Raw genomic sequence first — 25,969 nt, 5'->3', positions numbered from 1 at the left:
GCATCCGCCCCGGGGCCACGGCCCCGGGGCGGTTTTCTCGGCGAGTGCGCTCGGCTACAATCGCGCCGGGAGCGCAGGACCCGCTGCGCCGAGTTGGATGGGAAGGGAGAGGAGCAGCACGCGATGGCAACCGCACAGCGCCGGTCGTCCGCCCTCTGGGACTACGCGGCGGCCCTGGTGATGGTCCTCGGCCTCTGGCTGGCCGCCTCGCCCTACGTCATCCCGGATGCCTGGCTCTACGACGTGACGCGGCTGAGCGCCACCTTCTTCGGCGGTTGTATCGTCATGTTCGCCATCGCTGAACTGGCGCTCTCGCCGGGGCTCCGCTGGGTAGGACTGGCCAACGTGCCGATCGGCCTCTGGATCGCTGCGGCCCCCTTCGTGAGCGGCGAGACCGCCGTCTCGGCGATGGTGACCAGCATGGTCGTCGTCGGTATCGCGGTCGCGATCCTGAGCCTGGCCAGCGTCGTCTTGGCGCGCCGCTGAGCGTGCCGGGCGGCGAGCGCGCCGTGTCGTTTTGCCGCGCCGTCCGGCGCGGGCGGGCGAGGCAGCGCCTCGCCCCTACAACGTGGCGCGCTGCATCCCCGGTCGGACACATGGGCACCACGGGTGGCGGCAGCCCCCGTCCTGTCGGGGTCAGGCGGTGCCTGACCCGTCCGGCCCGCAGGGCCGGCAACGCATGCCGACGGGTGTCGCGGTGCGATGATGACCACGGCGGGGGTGGTTGGCCACGATGCATTGCCGCGCCCATGGCGGGGGCGGGCGAGGCAGCGCCTCGCCCCGACAAGGTGGGCCAGCGCATTCCCGGTCGGGTATTCGTGTGCGACGGTGGGGCGCTCATCCCCGTCCGGTAGGAGTTAGGCGGTGCCTGACCCGCCGGCCCGGCAGGGCCGGCCGACCATCCCGTCGCGGTTCGTCTGCAGTCACCGCGTGCCGGCGTGTGCCGCGGGTGGCCGCGCCCATGGCGCGGGCGGGCGAGGCGGCGCCTCGCCCCTACAAGGTGGGGCGACGCATCCCCGGTCGGGCACATGGGTGCGACGGTGGGGCGTCGGCCCCGTCCTGTAGGGGTCAGGCGGTGCCTGACCCGTCCGGCCCACGGGGCCGGGAATCCCCTGACGGGGCGATGGTCGCGGTACCGACGGGATCGTGGACGCGGCTGACGTGTGCCACCGGCATGTGCCGCGCCCGTGGCGCGGCGGGCGAGTTGGGGCGCCGCGCCCCGACACCAGTCAGCCGGCGCGTTCCCGGCACCGAGCCCCCACGCGGTCAGCCGAGCGTTGCCGGGTCAGCCAGGTCGTAGAAGACCAGCCCTTGCGGCAGCTTCGGGAAAAAGTACGTCGTCTTGGGCGGAAAGAGCCGGCCAGCCTGCGCCCAGGCCAGCACGGTCGCCAGCGGAGTGGGTCGCACGAGGACCGCCAGGAGCGCCCGCCCATCCAGCACGGCCTGCGCAGCCGCGCGCGCATCGGGCGTGTACTCGACCACCTGCTCGATCGTCTCCGCCTCCAGCGCGCAGACGTGCCGGAGCAGGAGGGCATCGACCAGGATGGCGTCCGGCGCGTCGTCCGGCGTGGTGGGGAGCGCCAGCTCCAGCAGCTCGCGCTCCTGGAGGAGCAGGACACGCGGCTGGGACGCTCGCGCCAGCTCGGCGGCGAGCCGCGCCGCTTCCTCCGGCGAGGGGACCGCACGCACCGCGACGACCCGCGCGTGGCGCGCCAGATGGGCCTGCAGCATCTCCCAGTCACCGGGGAGCCAGCGGACCAGCCGGTGGATCGCGCGGACGGCGAGCGCTGGATCGGCCGCATCGACCACGTGGACTGGTACCCAGGCTGCCGGATGGGCGAGGGTCCCGGTGATCTGCTGGTCGCGCGCGTAGCGGAGGGCGGCCGCGAAGCGATGATGCCCATCGGCGATGACCAGCGGTCGGCTGGCGGCCAGCGCCGCCAGTTCCTCGGCGGCGGGACCTGTCACCCGCCACAGCGCGTGCTGCTCCTCGCCGCGCGCATGCTCCCACAACGGCGCGGCGCCGGCGATGCTCGCCTCGAGCGCCTGCCGCAGGGTCCCGTCGCCGGCCCAGACGGCGTAGACGGCTCCGGCATGGGCGCGGACCGCGGCGAGTTGCCGCAACCGTCGCTCCACTAGCTCCCGGTTCGTCCCTTCGTGCGGCAACAGCCGTGCGGTCGCATCCGGGGCGAGCGAGGCCGCCAGGTAGACACCGAGGCGCGTGGCGATCCCCCCGTCCAGCCGAAAGCGGTGCGCATAGACGTAACAGGATGGCTCCTCGTCGCGCGCCAGGATCCCGGTCGCGCGCCACGCCCGATACTGTGCGGCGGCGCGCTGGAACGAGTACCCATCGGCATCGGGGACCTCGAGATGCAAGCAGTGATAGGGGTGGTGCGCGGCCAGAGCGGCTGCCTGCTCGGCCGTCGGCACATCGTCGGGCGGGCCGAGCACCGCCGCCAGGTCACCGACCCGTTCGAGGTCGTAGCGGACAGCGCGGAACGGCCGCAGCGAGCGCGTCCCCCGGTGCGCGCGCTCGAACGCTCGTTCCGGCCGCGACCCGGTCGCCACCACTGCCTCGTCGTGCGCGTTCAGGAGCGTTGCGCCTGGAGGGCAGCCAGCTGGGCGAGCACTGGTTCGTCGTCCTCTTCCGCGCCGAGCAGCACCAGCACCACGGCCTCCGGGGCCGGCTCCGTCTCGGCCAGTGCCTCTTCGGGGGAGGGGACATAGCGGTCGTCGCTCCAGTGACCGGGTCGCTCGGGGTGGTAGGTTTCGACCAGCCAGGTCCGGCTGACGATCGCGTTGCTGCCCAGCTTGCGCCGCGCCCGCTCCTGGTACCGGTCGATCCGCCCGTCGGGGTGCAGGACGAACAATTCGACCACCCGCCGTCCCTCATGGCGCCCGCGGTGGAGGATCTGCTGCCCGGTCGCCTCGTCCAGTTCCCGCGCTGGCTGGCCACGCTCGGTTTTCAGGAAGTACCGCACGGTCGTTCCTCCTGGTCGGCACGAGTCGGCTCGCAGCGGTCGCCACACGCTGCAGAACACAAGTGTACCGCGCGTTCGTCACCGTCTCGCTGCGGCCCGCGCCAGGACGAGCCGGTACAGCTGGTCGTGGCGCGCTGCGATCTGCTCCCAGGCGAAGACCGGGGCGATGGCGCGCGCGCCGGCCCGCAGGCGCTCTCGTCGCGCCGCATCGGCGAGCAGTTCGGCGAGCGCCGCGGCGAGCGCGACCGGGTCCCCGGGCGGGACGAGCCGGAGATGCTCACCGTCGCGGAGCGGCAGCAGCTGCGCCGGATCGGGCGGCGCGGTCGTCAGGACGGCCGCACCGCAGGCCAGCGCACCGATCAGCGTGCCGTTGCGCAGCGAGGCACCCTGCCGGAAGGGGAGGACGACGAGATCAGCTGCCGCCAAAAGGTCCGCCACCTCCGGCGCTGGGCGATACCCGAGGTCGAGCACTGGGAGCGCGCGGGCCGCGGCGAGGCCGGCGGCGGGGACGGCTCGCGTCTCGTCTGTGTCCGGCCGCTCGCCGCCCACGAGGACTACGAGCGGCCGGGGCTCCGGCAACGAGGCCAGTGCGGCCAGCAACGTCTCCAGCCCTTTCTCCGGTTGCCGGAAGCCGAAGAAGGCGACGAACGGCTGCGCGGGCGACAGGCCGAGTCGCTGGCGAGCGGCCTGGGGATCGCGCGGTGCTGGCAGGTTGGAGCCGATCGGGATCCGCCAGAGCCGGGCGCTCGCCACGCCCCAGCGGCGCACGACGCGCTCGTCCTTCGGATTCGTCACCACGACGGCCGCACTGGTGCGTGCCAGCAGGCGCAGCGCCAGCTGGCGCACCGGGCCAGCCTTCGGGAAGAGATAGGGGACGCGGAGATCGTGGAAGGTGGTCACCACCGGCAACGGCCGGGCGAGCAGTGGGAGCAGGAGCGGTGCCCCCCGCAGCGCGAAGGCCCCGGCCTGATAGTGCAGGTGCAGCAGGCTCGCGGGCTCGCGCTGCCGCACGCGGCGCGTCCAGCGCACCAGCGAGCCGATGTCCCAACCGGGCACCTCGTCGCGCACCGGGGGGAACTCGTCCGCCCGGTGCGGGAGCGGGCGCGTCGCCACCGCGACCGACCAGCCCAGCTCGCCGAGCGCCGCGCCGAGCCGCTGCGTATAGGCGCCGACGCCGCCGCGCAGCGGGGGATACTCGCCGGTGACCAAGAGCACCTGCCCACGCATGGCGCGCCGCTCACTGACGGCTCGCCCACGAGCGGACCACCGCCGGCCGCAGCAACGAGCGGAGCGCGTGCCAGTCGCGGACCATCCGCCGCCAGCGCAGCGACCGCTTGTGCCCGAGCAGCCACTTGGCGCTCTCGCGCCCCAGGCGCACCAGGTAGGTCGCCAGGAGAAAAGCCCGCAGCAGCTCGGCGGCCAGCGGTCCGTGCAGTCGGCGATAGAGCTGCACTTTGGCCGTATCGAAGGCGACCTGGCGGAACGCCGATTCCGGCTCGCTCGACGCACCTTCGACGTGCACGACCTCGGCATCCGGCAGGTAGACGACGCGCCAACCCGCCCGCCGTAGCCGCCAGAACCACTCCACCTCCTCGGAGTAGAGGAAGAACCGCTCGTCCAGCAGGCCGACCGAGCGGAGCGCTTCGCGCCGGATGGCCAGGCACGCCCCGACCAGCCAATCGACCTCCTGGAGTTCGTCTTCGCTGCGGTCGGCCACGTAATAGCGCGCCAGCACGCGGTTGGCACGCCAGTAGTCCTGGACCAGCGTGCTTTCCAGGAACCCGGTGAGGAGCGTGGGAAAACGCCGGCGCGACGGCTGGGTCCGGCCATCGGGAAAGCGCAAGCGCGGGCCGGCCACCCCGACCGTCGGATGCCGCTCCAGGAAGCGCACCAGGCGACCGAGCGCATCGCCGACGACGCGCGTATCCGGATTGAGCAGCACGATGACCCGGCCGCGCGCCAGTCGCATGCCCTGGTTGGCTGCCGCCGCGAAGCCGCGGTTCTCCGCGTTGACGACGAGGAGCACCCAGGGATACCGCTCGCGTACGAGCTCCGCCGTCCCGTCCGGCGAGCCGTTCTCGACCACGACCACCTCGCCGGCCAGCCCGCTCGCCGCGAGGCTGGCGCGCACCGAATCCAGGCACTCCCCGAGCAGCGCGCGACTCCGGTAACTCACGATCACGACGGAGACATCGAGCGTGGGCGGGTCCGCCAGTTCGGGGACCCCTCCGGCCCGGCGCCGCGCCTGGCGCCGGATCTCCCGGGCGACGAGCACCCAGGTCACCAGGGTCGCGCAGGCGAGTGTCGCGGCCAGGAACGCGCCGTCCAGCCCGTCCCGGTAGCCGCGCAGCGCGACGAAGCGACGCCAGAACTCGCGCAGCGGCTGGCCGAGGAACGTCCGCCGGCGCGGCCGCTTTCCCTGCTGCACCAGCGTGCGCGCGACCAACCGCGCGTAGCGGAGCTGCTTTCGCACGAACTCGCCGCGCGACTCGTAGTTGATATGGACGAGCGGGGCACGGAGATGCCGCGCTTCCCCATCGAGTTCCACGACCTCGTGGACCGCGACCTCGGGACGGTAGCGCGCGCGTCCGACGCGCAACAGTCGCAGGTGCTCGTCCGGCCACCAGCCACCGCCCCGGATCCACTTGCCCCACATCCAGTTCTGCGTGGGGATCCAGAACCCGGCGACCGTCTCGTCGGCGAGCGGGAGCGCGCGCCGGATCTCTTCCGCCAGTCCGGCGCTCACGCGCTCGTCGGCATCGACGAACAGGACCCACGGCTCGCGCACCAGCTCCAGCGCCGCGTTCCGCTGGGAGGGAAAATCGACGAAGCGGTGCGTCACCACCTCGGCACCGGCCGCCAGCGCGATCTCGACCGTCCGGTCGGTCGAGCCGGAATCGACGACCAGGAGCTGGCGGCCGAGGTCGCGCACGCTCGCCAGGCAGTCCGGGAGGTGCCGCTCCTCGTTCAGCGTCAGGATGACGACGGCCAGCGGCAAGCGCTCAGGTCGGCTCATGGCAGGCGGCAGCGTTCCGGTAGATCGCAGCGACCTCGCGCCACAGTCGTGCCCGCTCGGCCAGGTCGGGCCGGCGGGTCAGGCGCGCGCGGAGGGCGGTCCAGGCGGCCGCGAGCTCGGCCAGGCGGGCCAGGCGCCGCACGACGAGCGGGCCGTGCCAGCGGCCGAAATAGCGGGCCCGGCTCCGGTGCAGCTGGAGGAAACTCTCCCGCGCGACCTGCTGGGTACTCCCCCCGGCATGGTGGACCACCAGGGCAGCGGGCGCGGTGAGGATCGTCCAGCCGGCAGCCCGGATGCGCCGGCACCAATCGATCTCCTCGCTGTAGTACCGATACCCCTCGTCGAGGCCGCCGACCTGCTCGACGACCGTGCGGCGCACCAGCATGCAGGCGCCGAGCGGATGATCGATGGCGAAGGGCGAGAGGCCGTCGCCGGGGCCGAAGCGCCCGTTCAGGCGCGAGCCGACGAGGCGCGGGTGCAGCGGGAAGAAGTCGAGCAGGTTCTGGACGTAGCCGGGGAACCGGTAGCCAGCCGACTGGAGCGACCCATCGGCATTGAGCAGGCGCGCGCCGACCAGCCCGACGTGTGGGGCCGCCCAGAGGGCGCGCCACAGCCAGGTGAGCGCACCCGGCCGCAGTTCGGTATCCGGGTTCAGCAAGAGGATCGCCTGCCCGCGGCTTCGGGCGATGCCGATATTGTTCGCTGCTGCGAAGCCGCGGTTCTCCGCGAGCGCGACCAGCTGCACCCAGGGGTAGCGGGCGCGCACCAGTTCCACCGTCCCGTCGCGCGAGCCGTTGTCGACGACGATCACCTCGCCAGCGAGCTGGCTGCGCGCCAGGTCGGCCGCCAGACTGTCCAGGCAGGCCGCCAGCAGCTGGCGGACGTTCCAGCTGACGATGACCACCGAAAGGTCGAGGTCGCGCATGCCTCCCGTCCCCTGCGCCTGTCCACGCATCATCGTAGCGCGCTGGCCCGGCCAGCGTCGAACCCGGCCGCGGGGGAGGCCGCGCCTCGCCCCGACCCCAGGGAACGCCGCAGCCGCGCTCGAGCGACGTCCCGCCGCGGTCGGGCACGCCCCCCGTGTGGTTGGGCTCAGGCGCTGCCTGACCCGTCCGGCCCGCCGGGGCCGGCAACGCATGCCGATGGGTGCCGCGGTGCGGTGATGACCACGGCGGGGGTGGTGGGCAGCGAACGCCCGGGGCTGAAGTCCGGCCGTTCACGGCCGGGCGATCGTGGAGAGGGCCGCTCGGCTGGTCTGCGCTGCATGTCGGGCGAGACGTGTCGGCCACGTTGCATCGCCGCGCCATCCGGCGCGGGCGGGCGAGGCGGCGCCTCGCCCCTACAACGTGGGGGCACATCCCCGGTGCGGCGCGTTTCCGCACGGGCGGGCGCCACCGGCCCCGTCTTGTAGGGGTCAGGCGGTGCCTGACCCGCCGGCCCGCCAGGGCCGGCAACCATCGCGGCCGACGGACAGTCCGGAGGGGCTGCACGGTGCGGTGCCCGCTCGCAGCGCGCCGGTCAGCGCGAGCTCACTCCGGCAGCGGGACGCCGGTGAGCAGGCGCTGGCGGAAGCCGCTCGGCAGCGCTGCTGGGTCGATCGCTTTGCCGAAGAGGGCGACGCGAAAGGCTCCCATCCCGCCCGGGTCGAGCAGGTGCAGGGCGGCAGCGCGGGCGGCCAGGTACTGCGCGGCGGTCATCCCCGGCTCGGCCTGGAGCGCCACCAGCAGCTCGCCCAGTCCGGCCTGGGCCAGGAACTCGGCCTGTGTGGTGAGCGCGAGCGGGACCAGGCCGCGCTCGGCGGCGGCCAGGCTGAGCATCGTGAAATCGACGTGAGCGGTGATGTCGCGCTCGCCCGGGTCGGCGAGCGGGTCGCTCCCGCGGGCGTGCGCCGCGTAGGTCCGGATCGTCCCGCGGGGGAAGCGGGTCGGATCGGCGCGCTCCGGTGCCGGCGCGCCGTAATCGAGCACCAGGAGGTACCCGCGCTCCAGCCGCCGCGCCACCTCGTCCAGCCAGCCCAGCATGGCCAGGCAGACCTCGGTCTCCTGCCCCTCGACCGGCTGGACGCCGAGCCGCGCCAGCCAGTCGGCCAGCTCGGGCGTCGAGAGCGGACCGGGCACGGCGACGAAGCGCTGGCCGTCCCAGCCGACGAAGAGTTCGCGCAGCTCGCCACCCTCCTGCCGCACCCGGTGCACCGGGAGGGCATCGACCACCTCGTTGGCCAGGACCAGCCCGCTCGCTGCCGCGGGCGGCGCGTCGGTCACGAGGTGCGCCCAGCCGGCCGTCCCGAGGCGGCGGAGGAGCTCGGCGCGCGCCGGAGCACTCGGCTCGATCGGGCAGTAGCGCAGCCGCTCGAGGAGATGCGGCTCGTTCTGGGACAGGTAGCGCAGGATCGCCAGCACGAGCGTTCCGCTCCCCGGGCCGTACTCGACCAAGTGGAACGGCTCTGGCCGATCGAGCAGGTCCCAGCACTCGGCGACCTGCCGGGCGATCACCCAGCCGAAGATCGGATGCGTCTCCGGGGCGGTGAGAAAGTCGCCGGCGCGCCCGGCGCGGACGCTGGTCATGTAGTAGCCGTGCTGGGGATGGTAGAGGGCGAGCTCCATGAAGCGGGCGAAGGTGATCGGCCCGCGCTCGGCGATCTCGCGCTGGATCAGGTCGGCCAGTGGGCTGCCCACCGCGCGGTTCCCCCCGCCACCAGTGTAGACGACGGCGCGGGTGGCCGGCGCACCCAACCGCGTCGTCGCGATCAGCGCAGGGCGCCCGGCGTGCAGCCGGCCGGGCGAGGCGCCGGTGGCCCCGAGAGGGTAGACCGGCACATCGCCGGTGCGGCGCGTGTCCGCCACCGGTCGGCGCACCCGCCCCCGCCATGTAGGGGTCAGGCGCTGCCTGACCCGCCGGCCCGGCAGGGCCGGCCGACCATCCCGTCGCCGTTCGTGCGGTGTGCCATTGCAGTCACCGCGTGCCGGTGAGTGCCGCGGGTTGCCGCGCCCATGGCGCGCACGGGCGAGGCAGCGCCTCGCCCCTACACGGGTGGGGCAATGCATCTCCGGTCGGGCACAAGGGCGCCACGGTGGGGCGACCCCCATCCTGTCGGAGTCAGGCGCTGCCTGATTCGCCACCCCCGCGCAACCGTCGGGACCCCTCGTGCGTTAAACACAATGGGTGCAGTCCCAGTGGGGACTGTCGCCGGGGCATCGCCCCGGGCGGGCTGGACGGTCTGGCCCGAACCCTGGTAGACTGCGCCCGGTGCCGGACGGGCAGGCGCACCCGGCCGGTGCCTGGACGGAGCGAACGGCGCCCGCGGGGCTGACCCAGCGTGCGTGCCAGGGGAAGGGAACGGGACTGGGAAAGGAGGGGCGCGCCGAGGAAAGGAGAGACGAGCCGCCGCGAGGGCGGCAGAGGCGCGAGCGGGGAGCCGCCCCCGCGCCCGCGACGAGCGGGTGGAAGAGCGGCGGCCGGCCGGGCGGTCCGGCCGGTGCGGATGTGTCGTCGACGTGCTGACACGCCGATGACGCGAGGAGGGTGAACTCGTATGGGTAAGCGTTTGGTCAGTCTGCTCACAGCGCTGGCGCTGGCGGTGAGCGCGTTCGCCTCGCTCACGGTCGCGCCGGCTGGGGCGGTGGTCGAGGAGATCACCGGCTGGATCTACTTCCCATTCGTCCCCAACGGGGAAGAGTACGGGAACATGGGGCCGTGGTACGGCACGGTGACCGTCCAGAACCCGAACGATGCCTTCATCGAAGTCGAGCTTCGAAAGGCCGATGGCACGAGTATAACTACCGCGACGCTGGAGCCGTTCGCGGCGAAGACGTGGAACTCGTCGGCCCTCTTCGGCGACGGCAACGGCGGTGGGGTGGTCGTGCGGCCGGGGTCGGTGACCCGCACGGTTGTCCGTGGAGCGTCACCCAACACCGTCGACCGCATCAACAACCCTTGCGTAGGCGCAGTGCTGTCGATCCGTGTCCGCCAGGGCAACACTGTCTTCAACGAGTGGAACGGGAGCGAGACAAGTCCTACCGGTGACTACACCTGGGCCGTGGTCGGAAATCAAATCGTGATCGACTGGGGCGTCGCGGATGACCCGACTACTGGTACTCCTGCCGACTTTCTGGGTGATACCGAGCCGGCTCCAGGGACGGAGTACACAGTCACGGTGAGATGCACAGAAACTATCGGCCTGCCGATCGCTGGCGTGGCCAAGATCGTCGCTCCGGTCGCGAGCAACGCTGGTCGCACCTCGGCGCAGCACGAGGCAGTGAGCGGCTACTCGGCGCTGCCGCAGACCGACGTGGAGATCGGTGGGCAGCACGCGCTCGTCTTCCCGATCGTCCAGACCAACAACGGCTGGAACTCGGTGCTGCACGTCACCAACTTCGACTCGCGCAGCAACTGCAGCGTCACGGTGACGCTCTACCAGTCGCCCTCGGGCTACAGCGACCCGAGCTTCGGCCAGTTCATCAGGCTGCTGAGGCGGGGCGAGACCTGGCACATCGACCTCAAGGAACAGGGTGTGCCGGACGGCTGGGTCGGCCAGGCCTGGGTCGATAGCGACTGCGAGGTGGCGGCGACGGTCGACCGTGTGAAGCCGACGCAGCCGTGGGGTGACCCGGTCAACATGGCGCTGACCAACCAGGCGCTGCCGCAGGGTGCCGGCAACAGGGTGCAGGCGCTGCCGCTGATCTTCCAGGGCTACAACGGCTGGAACAGCGGCATCTCGATGGCGAACCTGAGCGACGTCGCGCCAGCGACCGTGCAGATCACCTACTACAACTCGGCCGGTGTGGCGGTCGGCACCGAGAGCCGGGTCATCCAGCCGCGGGCGATGGAGTTCGTGTACAAGCCGGCGACGACCGATGTGGGGATCGGCGGGTTCGGCCACGCGCTGGTGGTCTCCACCCAGCCGGTGCTGGTGGCGGTCGACTCGGTGAAGTACACCGGCATCGACCAGGACGTCGGGCAGGCGCTCGGCTACGTCGCGCAGTCGGGCACCGACATCCCGCACGGGCAGCTGTACATGCCGCTGTTCCAGAAGCAGGGCCTGCTCTCGGGCGGCAACGACAACAGCGGTGTGGCGCTGTTCAACGCGGGTGACCGGCCGGTGCGCGTGTCGCTCGTGTTCTACAGCTCGACCGGCTCGCCGACTGCGCCGACCCTGACCGCGCCGATCATCGCCTCGATCCCGGCGCACGGTGGCTACATCGCCTACGCGCCGAACTACGGCGAGATGCCGGGCGGGTTCCAGGGCTCGGTCGTGGTCACGCAGCTCGACGGGCTGGGGCCGATCGTGGGCGTCTCGAACAACGTCAACTACGACGTGCAGTTCGACGGCTCGGCGGCCTACAACATGCCGCGCGCCCAGGGCTGGGAGCTCATTTGCACGACTGAGCAGAACCCAGCGCCTGGTGACCCGACGCCCGACTGCACGCTGAGCGGCATGCTCGGGCCGGGCGTGGTGCCAGGCGGCGCGCCGATCCTGCTGCACGTCATCGACAATCCGGCGGTCGACGATATGTCGTTCGCCGTGCCGGCGAGCCCTGACCAGAACACGCTGGCCCTGACGACGGCAGCCGACGGCTCGTTCAGCGCACCGCTGTACTGGCGAACGGACGGGCCTCCTGCCGACGGCCAGTTCACCGTCACCGTCGAGCTCTACTACGACGTCGACGGGAACGGCATGCTCGGGCCGAACGACCTGTTGCTGACGACGGTCACGTGCAGTGGCCGTTCTCGGCCGCAGCAGCCGGCGTGAGCCGAGCGCGATCGGTCTGGGTGACTGGGTGAGGGCGGGGTCACACGACCCCGCCCTCGTTCGTTCAGCAGGAGTCGGCCCGCACGACCAGGCGGCCTGCGCTCCCGCGCCGGCGGGGGAACGCAGTGCAGCGCGGTGACTGTGTTCCCTGTTTCTGTATCTCCTAGTCCCGCCACGGCGGTATCGCTTGGGGGGAGCCGGCGCTGCTCCGCTGCTCTGGGTCTTGCGGCCCTGGGAGCTGACCGGGTCGGCCGTGCCCGGCCCGGTCAGCCCGCGCACGCGTGACTCCTCCGAAGGGATCGGCGGTGGTCGATGGCTGCTGGTAGACCTGCGACAGGCGAGCGCCGCCGTCCACAAGCCGCGAGCGTCTGGATATCCCTAACCTCGCTGGTGCTCAGGCACCCCGTCCGCATTTCTCTCATCGGGGAGACGCCCCCGTCGGCCGGTCGCGCACCGCACCCGCGCTTGCGCTGCCGCTCGGCACCCCTGTCCCGTTCCCCCGGTAGGGGCGACGCGTGCGTGGCCCGGCTGCACCGGGCGGTGCGCAGGCGGCAGGCGGCACTGCGGGTCGCCTGGTCGAGCACCCCGCACCCCCGTCGCTCGCGTGGCACTGTATCCTGCGTGCTCCGGGTCCGGGTGCGGCACGCCACGCCCGGACAGGCCGGGGGGCGCTGGATACCGGCGGCGCGGTTAGCGGCCGTGGCGGGCCGGACGGGTCACGCAGGCGTGACCTGGACGGTCCAGGCACGCCTGGGTTCGACGGTAGTCGTCGGGGCGCCGGTGGGCGGACGGCGGGCGACCGTAGCCGAGTGACCCGTTTTCGTCGGGGCGGCACACGCGGCGCCGTACGTTCCCGGTGGCGGGGCGCGGCGCGCCCGTCCGAGCGGGAGGGCGCGTGTGGCGGATGCGGTGGTGCGGAGCGGGGAGGAGCGGGGCGGGGCGCCAGGAGGATGGCGCCCCGCCGGGGAGACTGGAGGGAGCTAGCAGCGGATCCCGTTCATGGAATCGACCGCGCGGCAAGCATTGAGGAAGCGGCCGTTGGGCCAGGCGGCGGCGAGGCCGGGGACGGAATCGGCCGTCGCGATGAGACGCTGCTTGAGGCAGGCCGCAGTCGAGCAGATGCCGCTGGCCAGCACCAGCCCGGCGACCCCAGCGGTGATCGGGGAAGCGAAGGAGGTGCCGCAGGTGGCACTGTAACCGCCAGTGTTGTCCGGCATCAGGACACCCTGACTCGGATTCGAGCAGTTGTTGCCGCTCCCGCCCGGCGCGCCGAGGTCGACGACCTGGGTGAAGGGGGAGGGACTACCGTTGGGCATGTAGGTGCGGTTCGTATAGGTGCTCAGGCTGCGGTTGGGCCCGGTGGCGCCGACGATCAGCACCTGCGGGTGACCGCCCCAGGTCGTCTGCGGCCACTTGGGAACGGAGGACGGGTTGTTGAAGTCGTTCCCGGCCGAGTTCACGAAGAGGACACCGCGCGACAGCGCGTACTGCATCGCCCGGTTGAGGGCCGTGTAGGTCCCGGTCGTCATGACCGAGTAGGGGACGCCCCACGAGCCGTTGATGATCCGGGCACCGCGGTCCGCGGCGAAGACGAGGGCATCGGCGAGGGCAGCGGGATCGACATCATTGCCAGCGTCGTCGTCCACCGAGAGGACGATCATCTGGCATTGGGGGCAAACGCCAGCGATCCCCCGCATGTTGTTGTGCGCCGCGGCGATGACCCCCGTGACCTGCGTACCGTGGCCGACAGGGTCGTTCAAGCCGCACCCGGGACCGGGCGGCGAGCCGCAGATCGTGAAGTCCTGGTAGAGGAGGATCTGGCCGGCCTGGAACTCCTCGTGCGGGCGGTACAGCCCCGAGTCGAGCACGGCGACGATGGGACGGATTCGGCTGCCACTGACGAGCGTCCAGGCTTGCGGGGCGCGGATCTCCTGGAGGTACCACTGCTGGCCGAAGCGCGGGTCGTTCGGGACCGTCGGCGGTACGGCATCGAAGTGACCGAGCACCGCGAGTCCAGCGTCCTCGACCGCCGGGTCGCTCTTGTAGGCGGCGACGGCAGCCAGCTCGCTCCCCTCCGGGACCTGGACGACGTCGACGTCGATCTGCGGGATCGAGCGGAGGAGCTGGGCGCCGAGGCGCTGGTGGACAGCCGCCTTGGTGGTTGCGCTGGTGCCGCGCTTGAAGGACACGAGGACGCGGCCGGGCTGGTAGGGCGGTAGCTGCTGGCTCGAGCTCGCTGCGGCCAGCAGGGCCGGGGCGATGAGAGTGGCGACCAGCGCCAGCACGACGGCGAGTGTGCGCCAGCGCCACCGTCGTGTGAGCGATACGGAACGCATCGGATTCTCCCTTCCCTTCGCGAGACCAGTGGAGACGACTCGGTGGGCCGATCCTGACGGGCGAGGCAGCGCGAGACGCTCGCCTCCACCCGCAGTCCGCGGTGGACCGCGCGACCGGAGCCAACGATCGGAGCGTCTGGACCGCATGAGTCGCTCGTCCCCCAAAGCTCTGACGCCCGCGAACCGTTTCCCAGTTTCTCAGTGACGCACCGTCGCGTTGTTAGGATGTCCGTCGAATGACTGACAGTCAAGATCATTATATCCGACGTTCGACGGACATGCAAGGGCTGGCCTGCTGCAGCCGCGAGCGGTCGCGCGCCTGGCGTGCTGCCCAGCGCGGCGGGGACTGAGCCAGCGCGCCCGTTGTGCCGGCCGGTTTCCTGCTGTACCCCGGACCGGTTGCGGCCGGACGGCTGCCCGAGTCCGGTGTCCGCTTTCGGTTCGCTCGCGCTGTGTCCCTTCATGGAGGGGTCGCGCGGCCGGGGGCCGGTCGCGCGCCAGAGGAAGGGAGGGCGGCGGTGAGCATCCCGCGGCTCGAGCCGAGCGCAGCCGACCGCGCCCGCTGGGCGCGCTACCGCGACTACCTGGCCTTTTGGGAGGGGCGGCAGTGGACGGACCGCCCGCGCCCCGGCGAGACGCGCCTGACGCTCAACTACGCGCGCGCCCTGGTGCGCAAGGTGACCAGCGTGCTGTTCTCCCGCCCGGTGCGCTACAGCGTGCCCGAGTCGGCGGCGGCCGAGCGGTACCTGGCGCGCCTGGCACGCGAGGACGACTGGGCCGGGCTGGACGACGCGGCGGCGCTCGATGCCGCCGTGCTGGGGGATGCGGCCTTCAAGGTGACCTGGGATGCCGCCCGGCGCCGGCCGCGCGTCACGCCGATCGATCCCGCGCAGCTGGTCGCGGCCACCCGGCCGGACGATGCGCGCGAGGTGGTGGCGGTGGCCCACGAGTACCCGCTCGAGCCCGCCGCGCTGGAGGCGGTCTTCGGGCTGCGCCTGCCCCGGCTGGGGCCGGAGGGGTGGGTGACGGTGCGCGAGGAGTGGACGGCCGAACGCTACCGGCTGCTCGTCGCCGGGGAGACGGTGCACGACGATGCCAACCCCTACGGCTGGATTCCCTACGTCCTCGTCCCCAACAGCCCGGCGCCCGGTGGCCCCTGGGGGGAGAGCGACCTGGCTGACCTGCTCGACGTCTGCCGGGAGCTGAACCGGCGGCTGACGGTGCTCTCGCGCATCCTGCAGGTCTCCGGCAACCCGATCGTCGTGCTGGAGAACGTGACGGCCAGCGAGGGGATCCGGGCGGAGGAGGGGGCAGTCTGGGAGCTGCCGGAGGGGAGCCGGGCGTACCTCTTGGACATGCTCTCCGGTGGGGGCGTGGCGCTGCACCTGGAGTACGTGCGGCTGCTCTTCCAGGTGCTGCACGACCTGGCCGAGGTGCCGCGGGCCGCCTTCGGCGACCACGGGCGCGACCTCTCCGGTGCGGCGCTGGAGCTGGAGCTGCAGCCGCTGGTGCACAAGGTGGAGCGCAAGCGGCGGAGCTGGGAGCGGGCGCTCCGGCAGCGCGCCCAGCGGGTGCTCGATTTGGCCGAGCGGCTGGGGGGCGAGTCGTTCGGCGGCGCGCGCGGGGTGGAGGTCGTCTGGGGGCCGCTCCTGCCGGTGGACGAGGAGCGGGCGGTGCGGGTGCAGGTCGGGTTGGTGGCGGCGGGCATCCGCTCGCGCCTGACGGCGGCACGCGAGCTGGGGTCGCTCGACCCCGAGGCGGAGCTGGCGCGGGTGGCGGCCGAGCGCGCCGCCGGGCTGGGCGGGTGAGCCGGGCGATGGGCGGAGTGCGCGCGACACCGCCGACACGGCGGACGCGCCCGACCGCGGTGCGGGAACCCACGACCGGGGATGCACCGCGCCACGTTGTCGGGGCGAGGCAGCGCCGCGCCCGCCCGCGCCGCACGGGGGGCAGTGCACCGTGCTGGGTCCCCCACACGGTGGTTGGCAATGGCACCGCGGCATCGATCGGCGGGAAATTCCCGGCCCTGGCGGGCCGGACGGGTCAGGCACCGCCTGACCCCTACATCAGGGTGGTGAGCGCCCCACCGCCAACCACCAATGCCCGACCGGGGATGGATTGTCCCACGTTGTAGGGGCGAGGCGCTGCCTCGCCCGCCCGCGCCGCATGGCGCGGCACATGCAGGTCGCATCCCGGCATGCGTTGATCATCAACACCGACCGCCGTCGGACGCCGGTGGTGGTCTGCCGGCCCTGGCAGGCCGGCGGGTCAGGCAGCGCCTGACCCCTACATGCGGGTGGTGAGCGCCCCACCGCCAGACACCAATACCCGACCGGGGATGGGTTGGCCCACGGTGTAGGGGCGAGGCGCGGCCTCGCCCGCCCGCGCCAGAGGCGCGGCACATGCGCGTCCCATCCCGCCATGCGGCGATGATCACGACCGACCGCCGACGGGCGTCCCCGGTGATCTGCCGGCCCGGTGGGCCGGCGGGTCAGGCAGCGCCTGACCCCTACATCAGGGTGGTGAGCGCCCCACCGTCAAACACCAATGCCCGACCGGGGATGGATTGTTCCACGTTGTAGGGGCGAGGCGCCGCCTCGCCCGCCCGCGCCGGACGGCGCGGGCACGTGCGGGTCGCGTGCCAGGGTGCGGCGATGATCCCGACCGACCCGCGATCGGCGTGCGCGGTGATATACCGGCCCTGCGGGCCGGACGGGTCAGGCAGCGCCTGACCCCTACATGGCGGTTGCGGCGATCCGTGGCGCACCGTTGCCCGACCGGGGATGCTTCGCCGTACCCCTGTAGGGGCGAGGCGCGGCCTCGCCCGGCCGCGCCGGACGGCGCGGTAGTGCAGCGTGGCCGGCCGCGCTGCCTCGCCCAGCCGCGCCATCCAGTCCCCCACATGGGGCTCGCGGATTCAGTCCGGGGCGTTGCCCCGGGGCGCATCGTTCTCGTTCCCAGAAAGGAGGTATCGATGGACGAACCGCTCTTCACCGAAACGCTCGCGGTGGCCGGGGTGCCGGCGGTGGTGCTGGTGCCGCTCCTGGTGGAGGCGGCCAAGCGCGCTGGACTCCCCACCCGCTACGCGCCGCTGGCGACCCTGGTCGCGGCCGGCCTCGTCGCGGCGCTGGCCGAGGCGGCGCCGGTGGTGCCGCAGCTCGCGCCCTTCGCCCGCTGGGCGGTGGCCACGCTGCTCTTGGCACTGGGAGCGAGCGGCGCCTACGAGACCGCCCGCTTCCTGCGGCGCGAGCTGGGCGCTGAACGGGGATGACGGGCCGGGCGCTCCTGCGCCGGGTGCTGGCCGACCCGCTCGCCTGCTCGCGCCTGCTCCTGCCGGAGCGCGCGCTGCGCGGCTACCAAGCGGGGCCGGTCGTCGCGGCTGCGGCGATGGTGCTGGCCCGCGCCCGCGGTGACCGCAGCGGGCCGCACGCCCAGCTCTGGCTCTTCAGCCGGCAGTCGGGCAAGGACGAGGCGCTGGCCCAGTTCCTGGCCTGGCTCCTCCTGCGCTTCCACCGCCGGGGCGGCGAGGTGGTGGTGGCGCTCCCCTCCTGGCGGCCACAGGGCGCGCTGGCCCGCGAGCGGCTGCTGGCGGTGCTGGCTGCACCGCGGCTGGCGGCGCTCCTGGCCGGGTTGGGGCTCGCGCCCGAGGTAGCGGGCGCGCGGGTGGCGCTGGGGCGCGCGGTGGTGCGCTACGCGTCGGCCGGGCCGAGTGCCAACGTGCGGGGACTGACCGCCTCGCTGCTCCTGGTCGCCAACGAGGCGCAGGACATCGCGCCGGACCGCTGGGACAGCGCCTTCGCGCCGATGGCCGCCTCGACCGGCGCACCGGCGCTCTACCTGGGGACGCCCTGGGGGAGCGACTCGCTGCTGGCCCGCGAGCTGCGGTATCTCACCGCGCTCGAGCGGCAGGACGGGCAGCAGCGGGTCTGGCGGGTACCCTGGACGACAGTGGCAGCGGAACTGCCGGCCTACGGCGACCACGTCCGCGAGCGGATGGCGCAACTGGGGGCCGGGCATCCGTTCGTCCGCACCGAGTATGGCCTGGAGGAGCTGGCTGGGGAGGGTCGGCTCTTCCCGCCGGAGCGGCTGGCGCTGGTGCGCGGCGACCACCCGGCGCTCCTGGCGCCCCGCCCGGGCGAGCGCTACGCGCTCACGGTCGACGTGGCGGGGGAGGACGAGGCGAGCGCTGGGGAGCTGCGCGACGATCCCGGGGCCCGGCGCGACGCGACCGCGCTGACGGTGGTGCGAGTGGTGCCGGGAACGCTGCCGCGCTACGAGGCGGTCTGGCGGGCGCGCTGGGTGGGCGCGCGGCAGGTGCGGCAGCACGAGGCGCTGGTGCAGTTGGCGCGCGCCTGGCGGGCCGAGCGGGTGGTCGTCGACGCGAGCGGCGTGGGGGCAGGGCTGGCGGCCTTCCTCGAGCACGCGCTGGGGGAGCGGGTGCGGCGGGTCGTCTTCTCGCCGCGGGTGAAGTCGGAGCTGGGCTGGGCGTTCGTCGGGCTGGTGGAGAGCGGGCGGTACCGGGACTACGCGGTCGACGCGGCGACGCCGGGGGAACTGGCGGCGCTCGGTGAGGCGTTCCTGGCCGAGCTGGCCAGCCTGCGGTCGGTGGTCGCGCCCGGGCCGGGGCGGCTGCTGCGCTGGTGGGGCGAGCCGCACGACGACCTGGCGGTGAGCGCAGCGCTGAGCGCGCTCCTGGACGAGGAGGACTGGCGGCCGCGCGTCGCGCGCGGTCGCTGAGCGGTGGGATTGGCCGCGCTGCGCGGCGCGGGGCTTGACGGCACCCCTGTCCGCGCGTAGAATACGAACATATGTGCGGAATTGGTGCTCGGGGAAGGGGCGAAGCGTGAGCGTCGGGCAGGAGCGGCAGCGGGTCGGTGGGGCAGCCAGCGGGGCGGGGACAGCGGCGGGCGCGGGCGGGCTGCCGCTCCGGCTCGATCCGGTGACCGAGGGGTATCTGGACGGGTTGGCGCGGCTGGCCCGGCACGACCCGGCTGCGCGCAACGCGCTCTGGGCACGGGTGGAGCCCTTTTGCGAGCGGGTGGCGCAACGGTTGGCCAGTCGTCCCTGGGTGCGACTGGCGGAGCTGGACGACGTGCGGCACGAGGGGTTTCTGGTCTTCTGCGGGCTGGTGACCGACTGGCCGGAGCGGGGGAGCTTTGCCGGCTTTCTCTTCGCGCACTATCCCGGGCGGCTGGCGGCGGCGCTGCGGCGCTTCGAGGGGCTGCCGCGTCGCCGCCCTCCTGGACGGCGGGACGCAGCGGCGGGTCGGGCGGCGTCGCCCACCGATCGTCGTCCGACCAGCGAGGCCGATGCGGCGGTGGAGGGCGAGCTGGCTGCCTGCGAGCTCCTGGCCGGGCTGGACGAGTCGACGCGCTGCCTGGCGCAGCTCCTGGCTGCCGGGTACGGGGTGGGGGAGGTGGCGCGGGCGCTGGGGATCGATGCGCGCACCGTGCGCCGTCGCCTGGCGCGCCTGCGCCGCCTCGTGGCGTGAGGCACTGCCGCGGTGGGCGGCGCGGCGCCGGGCGGGCTTGACCGTTCGCGCCCGCGCCCGGGTGTTGCGCCGACCGTGCTCGATCTGCCAGCCCCGCACCCCTCCCGCTCCTGCTCTTGTTCTGCGGGGGTCAGGCGTTGGCCGACGTCTGGCCCGGTGAGGCCGGCACGCAGCAGCCGGCACACGCACCGCCGCCGTGCGTCGATCGCCGGGGTGACAAGCCCGTCACGGGGCGCTGGTACATACCGCTGTTTTGCCGCGCCATGCGGCGCGGCGGGCGAGGCACGCCTCGCCCCTACAAACGTGGCGTGGTGCGTCCCCGGTCGGGCACATGGGCACCACGGTGGGGCGGCAGCCCCCGCCCTGTAGGGGTCAGGCGCTGCCTGACCCGCCGGCCCGCAGGGCCGGGAATGCGTCGCCGTTGGTCGCCGCGGTGCGGTTGCCGATCGTTGTGCGCGCGGCCGGCCACGCGGAATTGCCGCGCCACAGGCGTGGCGGGCGGGGCGCCGCCTCGCCCCGACACGGGTGTGTCGGCACATGCCCAGCCGGGGATTTGTGCGCGACGGTACGGCGCATGCGCGCCCAGTGTGTAGCCGGCCCGGCAGGCCGGGAGGTGTCGCCCCGGCTGGATGGTCGCTTTGGTGGTCGGATCGACTGGGGCACGGATGGCAGTGCTGTGGTGACCGGTCGGCGCGCTCAGAAGCTGCCGTCGCGCCCGATCGTCTGCAGCTCTTCGACGATCAGGCGGAGCTCGGCGGCGCGGGCGTGCATCCGCACGATCGGCTCGCCCTGCGGGTCGAGGAAGAGGACATCGACGTGGTCGTTGGCTTCGACGAGTTCGGAGCCGCTGTAGTCGAGTTCGACGGTGAGCACCGGCGTGAGGCGGTCGCTTGGCTCAGCCGGCTCGCCGTGCGGGGCATGGGCCAGCGCGTAGCGGTAGTGGCTGATGAGATCAGCCAGCGCGCCCCGCTCGTTGGGATCCTCCCCCAGGTAGAGCGAGAGGTCGATCCGACCGTCGCTGATGTGCAGGTAGTAGCCATCGTCCGCCCGCTCGAGCGCGATGTCGTGCGGGAACCAGACGTCGTAGATGACCAGCGGGCGCGCTTCCTCGACTGGCTCGACCGCTTCCTCGCCTTCTTCGACCTCGGCCGGTGCGAGCGCCTCGGGGAATTCGCGCCCCTGCACCAGCCAGTAGTGGGCCAGCCCGTAGCGGTATAAGAGCTCCGCCAGCCGCGTGCGGACGGGCGCGGTGAAGGCGCCGGGAAACTCGTCCTCGATCAGGCGTTCGAGCGCCTGGATCAGGCGGTCGTATTCGGGGCGGCGTCGCAGGTCGCGTTCGACGAACCGTTGCGCTTCCAGGAGCGCCCGGCGCAGGTCAGCATCGATCGTCTCGGCGGCTTGCTCAGCCAGGAAGCGCTCGATCGCCTCGAACAGCTCGTCGTCGGGTTGGAACTGATCGCGGGTCGGCTGTTCTGCCACGGCGCGCTCCGTCTCTCCCACGCAGCGCGTGGAGCGGTATCGACTGCCATTATGCACGCGTCTCCGTCCCCTGTCTACAGGGCACAGCGATCGTGCCCCGGGGGGTATACTCACCCATCCGGTGGGCAGGAGCGCGGAGGGCGGTGGAGTGTCGGAGGAACAACAGCGGGCGCCCTATCTGGAACAGTGGTTAGCCTACGTCGATGAGTGCGTGATTCCCTTCACGACGCCTGGGCACAAGCAGGGACGCGGTGCACCCCCGGAGTTCGTGGCTGCCTTCGGTGAGCGCGCGCTCGCGCTAGACATTCCGCATGATGGCGGTACCTTCGATGCGCATCTGGAGCACGATCCGCTGGTTGCGGCCGAGCGCCTGGCGGCTGCCTTGTGGGGTGCCCGGGACGCCGTCTTCCTGGTCAATGGGAGCACCACCGGCAACCTGGCCGCGCTCTTGACGCTTGGCCGACCCGGCCAGCCGATCGTCGTGACGCGGGCGATGCACAAGTCGCTCCTGGCCGGGCTGGTGCTGAGCGGTGCCCGACCGGTGTACGTGGTCCCAGCGGTTCATCCGGAGTCCGGTATCTTGCTCGACCTGCCGCCCGAGTCGGTCGCGCAGGCGCTCGCCGCGTGGCCGGACGCGACGGCGGTCGCGCTGGTCAGCCCGACGTATACCGGAGTGACGAGCGACACGGCGGAGCTCGCCGCGCTCTGCCATGCCCACGGTGTCCCTCTCTTTGTCGACGAGGCGTGGGGACCGCATCTTCCCTTCCATCCTGCCTTGCCCGCGGCGGCCATCCCGTCGGGTGCGGACCTGGCGGTGACCAGCCTGCACAAGCTGGCAGGGTCGCTGACGCAAACCGCACTCCTGCTCATGGCGGGAAATCTGGTGGACCAGGCGCAGCTCCGCGCGGCGACTGCGATGGTGCAGACGACCAGTCCGGCCGCTTTCCTCTACGCATCGCTCGATGCGGCGCGTCGTCGGCTGGCGCTGGAAGGAGAGCAGCTCCTGGCGCGCACACTCGAGCTGGCCGAGCATGCCCGGCGGGAGCTGGCCGCGATCCCCGGGCTCGAGGTCGTCGGGCCGGAGATCGTCGCTGGGCGGCCGGGAGCAGGCTTCGATCGGACGCGGCTGGTCGTGGACGTGCAGGGGTTCGGGTTGACCGGTCTGGAGGTCAAGCGGATCCTTCGACGCGACTTCCGGATCGCGGCCGAGATGGCTGATCTGGTGAGCGTCGTCTTCCTGATCACGATCGGCGACACGCCGGAGACGATCGCGGCCCTGGTCGCTGCCTTCCGTGCGCTCGCGGCCGATCGCACCCGGCCAGATTGCGCAGCCGGGCGGCGTGCGGTGCGGGCGCTCTTGCGCTCCACCGGGCCGATCGTGGCGGGCGCGCCCCAGGCGATGACGCCGCGGGAGGCGTTCTTCGCCCCAGCCGAGCGAGTGCCGCTCGCTGACGCGGTGGGGCGCGTCGCCGCCGAGCCGGTCACCCCGTATCCGCCAGGGATCCCGGTGCTGGCCCCGGGCGAGGTGGTCAGGCCGGAGGTCGTCGAGTTCCTCCAGGCCGGGCGCGCGGCCGGGATGCGGTTCAACGGTGCCAGCGACCCGACGCTGGCCACGCTGCGCGTCGTGCGTGCCTGACGCGCTGGCCGGGTGAGACGGGGTCACTCGTTTCCACCGGGCGGATCGTGTGGCCAGGTCGGCCAGAGCCCGAAGAGGCGCCAGGGGGCGTCCAGCTGCAGCATGGTGGCGGTGCGGCGTCGGCCGCCGGCCTCTTCGAGCGTGGCCAGGAACGGTCGCAGTGGGGCGATCGCTTCAGCGCGCCAGGCGACCAGCAGCGGCGTGGAGGCGATCGTCCAGGGGTCGAGTCCGGCTGCCAGGAGGATGCCGACGGCTGGGTCGGGCAGCTGCCCGACGAGTCGGCTCGCCAGCTCCTGGGAGGTCGACTCCGGCAAGGCCTGGGACGTGGCGAGGGCCAGGAGCAGGGGGTGGTCGAAGACGCGGTACCGCCGTGCTTTGGCCTGGACTTTGCTCGAGAGCGTGCGCAGCGGGAGCGGCGGGGGTGCCGGCTCGACCGGCTCGTCGGCGCGCTCGCTGCCGGCGCGGCGGGCACGGAACTGGAGCGACCAGCTACCCCGCTGCCAGGAGAGCGTCGCATCGGTGGTCGCTGCACTCAGCGAGTCCAACCAGCGGACGAGTTCCGAGCGGAGCGCGCGCAGCGGCGGCGTGCCGTGCCCACAGGTAGCCTGCGCCAGCGTGACGACGAACGGTTCGCGCTGGACTTCGTGCAGGACGTCCAGGATGGGATAGAGGCGCCGCTCGGCCCGCCACGCTCCGGTGGGCGGGCCATGGATCAGCGCTTCCAGGTAGAACGCTTCCTGGTCGCGCGTAGCCAGGAAATCCGGGCGGGCGCCGGCCCCCGGCACGGTGGGATGCGGGACCAGTCGGTAGCCGAGCCGGGTGAGCAGCTCGTGCAGGTAGAGTTCCCAAAAGGCGGCCAGGGCGAGTCGGCGATCACGCTCCCACAGGCGGCTGCGCACGTCGGTCTGTGCCGGGCCAGGCAAGCGGGCGAACCACGCCTCGAGCAGGTCGCGCACACGCTGGTCGGGCCCCGTGACGGCCCCGGCGAGCCGCTGGGCGAGCGTCGCGCGGTGCGGAGCGGTCGGGCGGACGATGCGCGGATCGGGTGGAGTCGCGAAGAGGGTCATCGCCGGTATCAGCTCCGTTGCGACCTCTCGCCGTTGGACCGCACAGCGGCGACCGCTGCCGCCACGTTGGCGTCCGGGGTGGCGATCGGGATGACGCAGCCCGGCGTGACCATGAGGTGACGCCCCTTCAACTGGGCGATCGCGTCCCGCGCTTGCGCGGCGACCGCTTTCGGTGCGAGCGTCGCGATCGTGGTCTCGTCCAGTCCGCCAGCCACGCACCGGCCACTGCGCTGCTCTCCCTCGGCCAGGCTCGGGCCGGCCCGCCGGTCGTGCCAGTTGAGGACGTGCACCGGGTAGTCGGCGAGGAGGTCGAAGTGCGGCGCTGGGCCGTGGATGTGCAGGAGCAGGAACGGCGCGCCAGCGGCGGCTTCCAGGACAGCCAGGTCTCCGGGGCGTCCCCAGCGGGCGTAGGTGGCCGGATCGGTCAGATCGGCGGTCGCGCACTGGGTGGCGAAGAAGAGACCATCCGCGCCGGCAGCCAGCGCGGCGTGCACGAGCGCGCGCATCGTCTCGGTGATGGCGGCCAGCGCTTCTTCGACCAGTGCCGGGTGCTCGACGAGGTCGTGCAGCACGCGCCCAGCGGAGAGTTTGTAGGCGACAGTGAGCGGGCTGAAGACAGTCTGGAGCACGGGGACCGCGCCGCCGAGTTCGCGGGCGACCAGGCGAGCTGCCTCGTTCACGGTGCGGAACGGGCCGAGGTCAACCGGGAGCGGGCGGATGGTCGGCCAGTCGGCGGGCTGCTCGACTGGGTAACGGGTCACGGTGCGCGTGCCGCTGGGGCTGCCGCGGTACTCGCTCGCGCCACCCCAGGCGATGACCGGGTAGTCACCGGGTGGCATCAGTTTGACGAAGTCGAAAGCGAAACGGCGCTGCCAGGCGAGCGTGACGCGCGCCAGCGTGGCGGCGTCCTGGTCCTCTTCCGGGAAGTGACGCCACAGGCTGACCGGCGGGTGATCGACCGACTCACCGGCGATGGCCGCCTCGATCCGTTCCCAGTGCTCACTCGCTTTGGGCACTAGCCTCGTCCTCGTTCCGCTCGGCGAGCGCGGCTGGCCCGCCTGGTTGGCCGAGCGTCTGGAGCTGGCGGAGCGTCCCCAGCGCTCTGGCAGTCTGCTCGGCCAGCGCGTCGCGACTATTCTGCAGCATGGTGAGGCCTTTTGCATAGCGGCCGTTGAGTTCCTGCTGAATGGCCTGCAGGGCCTGCTCCAGCTGGTGAGCCAGCTGCGAGATGCGCATCGTCTCTTCGTCGCGCAGGAAGCGCAGGGCGAGATGGAGGAGCGTCAGGAAATAGGGGATAGCCATGCTGTAGCTGATGACGATCACTCCCTTGGCGAGGGCGTGCGCGTGCCGACGCTGGGTCCAGCGGTAGACGGCGTCCGGCACGGCGATGACCGCGAAACCGAGCGTGAGGTCAGGATCGAGATAGGCCCGCACCTCTTCGACGCGCTGGTCGAGAAGTTGCTCGAGTTCGCGGCGCGCTTCCGCGGAAGCGGTCTCGTCCAGTTCGGTCAGCTGGCGGGCACCGACCCATTTGGAATCGACCGGCACGTGCTTGCCGTTGGGAAGGCGAAAAGCGAACTCGACGCGCCGGTTACGGATCGGCAGATCGAACACCTTGAACTCGGCTGGCAGCTGCTCGAGAAAGGTCTCCAGGATGTGCTCGCCAGCCGCGCCGCGCGATGCGGAACCGGTCAGGATGGCATCGAGTCGCGCGACGAAGCGGCCGAGTTCTTCCTGCTGGCGACGGGCCTCCTCGTCGGAGCGGCGGAGTTCGCTGAGCGTTTGCTGGGCAGCGGCCAGGGCTTGCTGGAGGTGGTCGAGCCGGCCAGCGGTCTGGTCCTGTTGCCGATGGATGGCGGCGAGCCCACTGCGCAGCTCGCCGACGACCAGGTTGAGCTTCTCCAGCCCGGCGCTGAGCTGCCCGTGCCGCTCTTCGCTCGTCTGGAGGCGGGTCTGGAGTTGCCCTGTGGTCAGCGCGATCTCGCGGACGGATCGCCCCAGCTCCTGCAACTGTTGGGCATGTGATCGCGCTGCCTCCTGGAGGAGCGCGAGCGTGGCGGAAAGCGACCCGAGATCCGGTGGGGGAGCAGCCGGTCCCCGTGCCAGAAGACGGCCGAGGAGCACGCCGAGTGCCAGGAGGATGACGCCGCTGGCTGCGAGCAACGCGATCGCCGTTCCCTCCATCGTGGCCTTCCCGCGCTCGATCCGCGACCA

At 72.6% G+C, this 25,969-nt stretch carries 18 protein-coding genes; 7 read left to right on the top strand and 11 right to left on the bottom strand.

Features of this window, described 5'->3' with window-relative positions; translation table 11 throughout:
- The first annotated feature begins 123 nt into the window (after nt 1–123).
- Entirely contained in the window at nt 124–486 is a 363-nt protein-coding gene (locus tag TRD_RS13680; RefSeq protein ID WP_015922542.1) for an SPW repeat domain-containing protein, read from the top strand.
- A gap of 780 nt (nt 487–1,266) precedes the next feature.
- Here the strand turns inward: TRD_RS13680 and TRD_RS07460 are convergent.
- The 6 genes from TRD_RS07460 to TRD_RS07435 form a co-directional block, all read right to left on the bottom strand.
- Nucleotides 1,267–2,568, bottom strand: a complete 1,302-nt coding sequence (locus tag TRD_RS07460) for a DUF1015 family protein (RefSeq protein WP_015922541.1) — start codon at nt 2,566–2,568, stop codon at nt 1,267–1,269.
- A 20-nt stretch (nt 2,569–2,588) separates the two neighbouring features.
- Entirely contained in the window at nt 2,589–2,981 is a 393-nt protein-coding gene (locus TRD_RS07455) for a hypothetical protein (RefSeq protein ID WP_015922540.1), read from the bottom strand.
- A gap of 78 nt (nt 2,982–3,059) precedes the next feature.
- Complete coding sequence (locus TRD_RS07450; RefSeq protein ID WP_015922539.1) at nt 3,060–4,208, bottom strand: glycosyltransferase family 4 protein; 1,149 nt, start codon at nt 4,206–4,208, stop codon at nt 3,060–3,062.
- Nucleotides 4,209–4,218: 10 nt separating this feature from the next.
- On the bottom strand, nt 4,219–5,997 hold the full coding sequence (locus tag TRD_RS13675; RefSeq protein WP_015922538.1) for a glycosyltransferase: 1,779 nt from the start codon (nt 5,995–5,997) through the stop codon (nt 4,219–4,221).
- Nucleotides 5,984–6,922 (bottom strand): glycosyltransferase family 2 protein, encoded by a 939-nt coding sequence (locus tag TRD_RS07440; RefSeq protein ID WP_015922537.1) that lies wholly within the window; start codon nt 6,920–6,922, stop codon nt 5,984–5,986. The genes TRD_RS13675 and TRD_RS07440 overlap by 14 nt, the downstream gene beginning before the upstream one ends.
- A 604-nt stretch (nt 6,923–7,526) precedes the next feature.
- On the bottom strand, nt 7,527–8,840 hold the full coding sequence (locus TRD_RS07435; protein ID WP_143714663.1) for a class I SAM-dependent methyltransferase: 1,314 nt from the start codon (nt 8,838–8,840) through the stop codon (nt 7,527–7,529).
- A gap of 689 nt (nt 8,841–9,529) precedes the next feature.
- Here TRD_RS07435 and TRD_RS07430 point away from each other — a divergent pair.
- Nucleotides 9,530–11,746 (top strand): hypothetical protein, encoded by a 2,217-nt coding sequence (locus TRD_RS07430; RefSeq protein ID WP_015922533.1) that lies wholly within the window; start codon nt 9,530–9,532, stop codon nt 11,744–11,746.
- A 980-nt stretch (nt 11,747–12,726) separates the two neighbouring features.
- Here the strand turns inward: TRD_RS07430 and TRD_RS07425 are convergent.
- On the bottom strand, nt 12,727–14,082 hold the full coding sequence (locus TRD_RS07425; RefSeq protein ID WP_015922532.1) for a S8 family peptidase: 1,356 nt from the start codon (nt 14,080–14,082) through the stop codon (nt 12,727–12,729).
- A 518-nt stretch (nt 14,083–14,600) separates the two neighbouring features.
- Here TRD_RS07425 and TRD_RS07420 point away from each other — a divergent pair.
- From TRD_RS07420 to TRD_RS07405, 4 genes are all read left to right on the top strand, one after another.
- Complete coding sequence (locus TRD_RS07420; protein WP_015922531.1) at nt 14,601–15,890, top strand: phage portal protein; 1,290 nt, start codon at nt 14,601–14,603, stop codon at nt 15,888–15,890.
- Between the two features lie 1,166 nt (nt 15,891–17,056).
- On the top strand, nt 17,057–17,353 hold the full coding sequence (locus tag TRD_RS07415; protein ID WP_015922530.1) for a hypothetical protein: 297 nt from the start codon (nt 17,057–17,059) through the stop codon (nt 17,351–17,353).
- Nucleotides 17,350–18,819 (top strand): hypothetical protein, encoded by a 1,470-nt coding sequence (locus tag TRD_RS07410; protein WP_015922529.1) that lies wholly within the window; start codon nt 17,350–17,352, stop codon nt 18,817–18,819. The genes TRD_RS07415 and TRD_RS07410 overlap by 4 nt, the downstream gene beginning before the upstream one ends.
- A gap of 106 nt (nt 18,820–18,925) precedes the next feature.
- On the top strand, nt 18,926–19,573 hold the full coding sequence (locus TRD_RS07405; protein WP_015922528.1) for an ECF-type sigma factor: 648 nt from the start codon (nt 18,926–18,928) through the stop codon (nt 19,571–19,573).
- Between the two features lie 696 nt (nt 19,574–20,269).
- Here the strand turns inward: TRD_RS07405 and TRD_RS07400 are convergent.
- A complete protein-coding gene (locus tag TRD_RS07400) occupies nt 20,270–21,052 on the bottom strand; it encodes a hypothetical protein (protein ID WP_015922527.1) in 783 nt (260 codons plus the stop codon).
- 148 nt (nt 21,053–21,200) lie between these two features.
- Between TRD_RS07400 and TRD_RS07395 the strand changes: the two genes are divergently transcribed.
- A complete protein-coding gene (locus tag TRD_RS07395) occupies nt 21,201–22,688 on the top strand; it encodes an aminotransferase class I/II-fold pyridoxal phosphate-dependent enzyme (protein WP_015922526.1) in 1,488 nt (495 codons plus the stop codon).
- Between the two features lie 23 nt (nt 22,689–22,711).
- Here the strand turns inward: TRD_RS07395 and TRD_RS07390 are convergent, their stop codons facing one another.
- The 3 genes from TRD_RS07390 to rmuC are packed head-to-tail and all read right to left on the bottom strand — an operon-like array spanning nt 22,712 to nt 25,939.
- Nucleotides 22,712–23,755 carry a hypothetical protein gene (locus TRD_RS07390; RefSeq protein WP_015922525.1) on the bottom strand — a complete coding sequence of 348 codons (1,044 nt, stop codon included), beginning with the start codon at nt 23,753–23,755 and terminating at the stop codon, nt 22,712–22,714.
- 8 nt (nt 23,756–23,763) lie between these two features.
- Nucleotides 23,764–24,771, bottom strand: coding sequence for a uroporphyrinogen decarboxylase family protein (locus tag TRD_RS07385; protein ID WP_015922524.1), 1,008 nt, complete (start codon nt 24,769–24,771; stop codon nt 23,764–23,766).
- On the bottom strand, nt 24,755–25,939 hold the full coding sequence (gene rmuC, locus TRD_RS15100; RefSeq protein WP_015922523.1) for a DNA recombination protein RmuC: 1,185 nt from the start codon (nt 25,937–25,939) through the stop codon (nt 24,755–24,757). Before rmuC ends, TRD_RS07385 begins: the two co-directional genes overlap by 17 nt.
- Nucleotides 25,940–25,969 lie beyond the last annotated feature (30 nt).

The organism is Thermomicrobium roseum DSM 5159, assembly GCF_000021685.1.
GTDB classification, from domain to species: domain Bacteria; phylum Chloroflexota; class Chloroflexia; order Thermomicrobiales; family Thermomicrobiaceae; genus Thermomicrobium; species Thermomicrobium roseum.
The sequence above is the reverse complement of the archived record's forward strand: the minus strand, read 5'-3'. Positions and strand labels throughout refer to the sequence as shown.

What these genes read in the sequence shown, in the direction of transcription:
- TRD_RS07390 (WP_015922525.1), bottom strand. Translation starts at nt 23,755, where the DNA reads ATGACCCTCTTCGCGACTCCACCCGATCCGCGCATCGTCCGCCCGACC.
- TRD_RS13675 (WP_015922538.1), bottom strand. Translation starts at nt 5,997, where the DNA reads ATGAGCCGACCTGAGCGCTTGCCGCTGGCCGTCGTCATCCTGACGCTG.
- TRD_RS07450 (WP_015922539.1), bottom strand. Translation starts at nt 4,208, where the DNA reads ATGCGTGGGCAGGTGCTCTTGGTCACCGGCGAGTATCCCCCGCTGCGC.
- TRD_RS07425 (WP_015922532.1), bottom strand. Translation starts at nt 14,082, where the DNA reads ATGCGTTCCGTATCGCTCACACGACGGTGGCGCTGGCGCACACTCGCC.
- TRD_RS07430 (WP_015922533.1), top strand. Translation starts at nt 9,530, where the DNA reads ATGGGTAAGCGTTTGGTCAGTCTGCTCACAGCGCTGGCGCTGGCGGTG.
- TRD_RS07415 (WP_015922530.1), top strand. Translation starts at nt 17,057, where the DNA reads ATGGACGAACCGCTCTTCACCGAAACGCTCGCGGTGGCCGGGGTGCCG.
- rmuC (WP_015922523.1), bottom strand. Translation starts at nt 25,939, where the DNA reads ATGGAGGGAACGGCGATCGCGTTGCTCGCAGCCAGCGGCGTCATCCTC.
- TRD_RS07440 (WP_015922537.1), bottom strand. Translation starts at nt 6,922, where the DNA reads ATGCGCGACCTCGACCTTTCGGTGGTCATCGTCAGCTGGAACGTCCGC.
- TRD_RS07410 (WP_015922529.1), top strand. Translation starts at nt 17,350, where the DNA reads ATGACGGGCCGGGCGCTCCTGCGCCGGGTGCTGGCCGACCCGCTCGCC.
- TRD_RS13680 (WP_015922542.1), top strand. Translation starts at nt 124, where the DNA reads ATGGCAACCGCACAGCGCCGGTCGTCCGCCCTCTGGGACTACGCGGCG.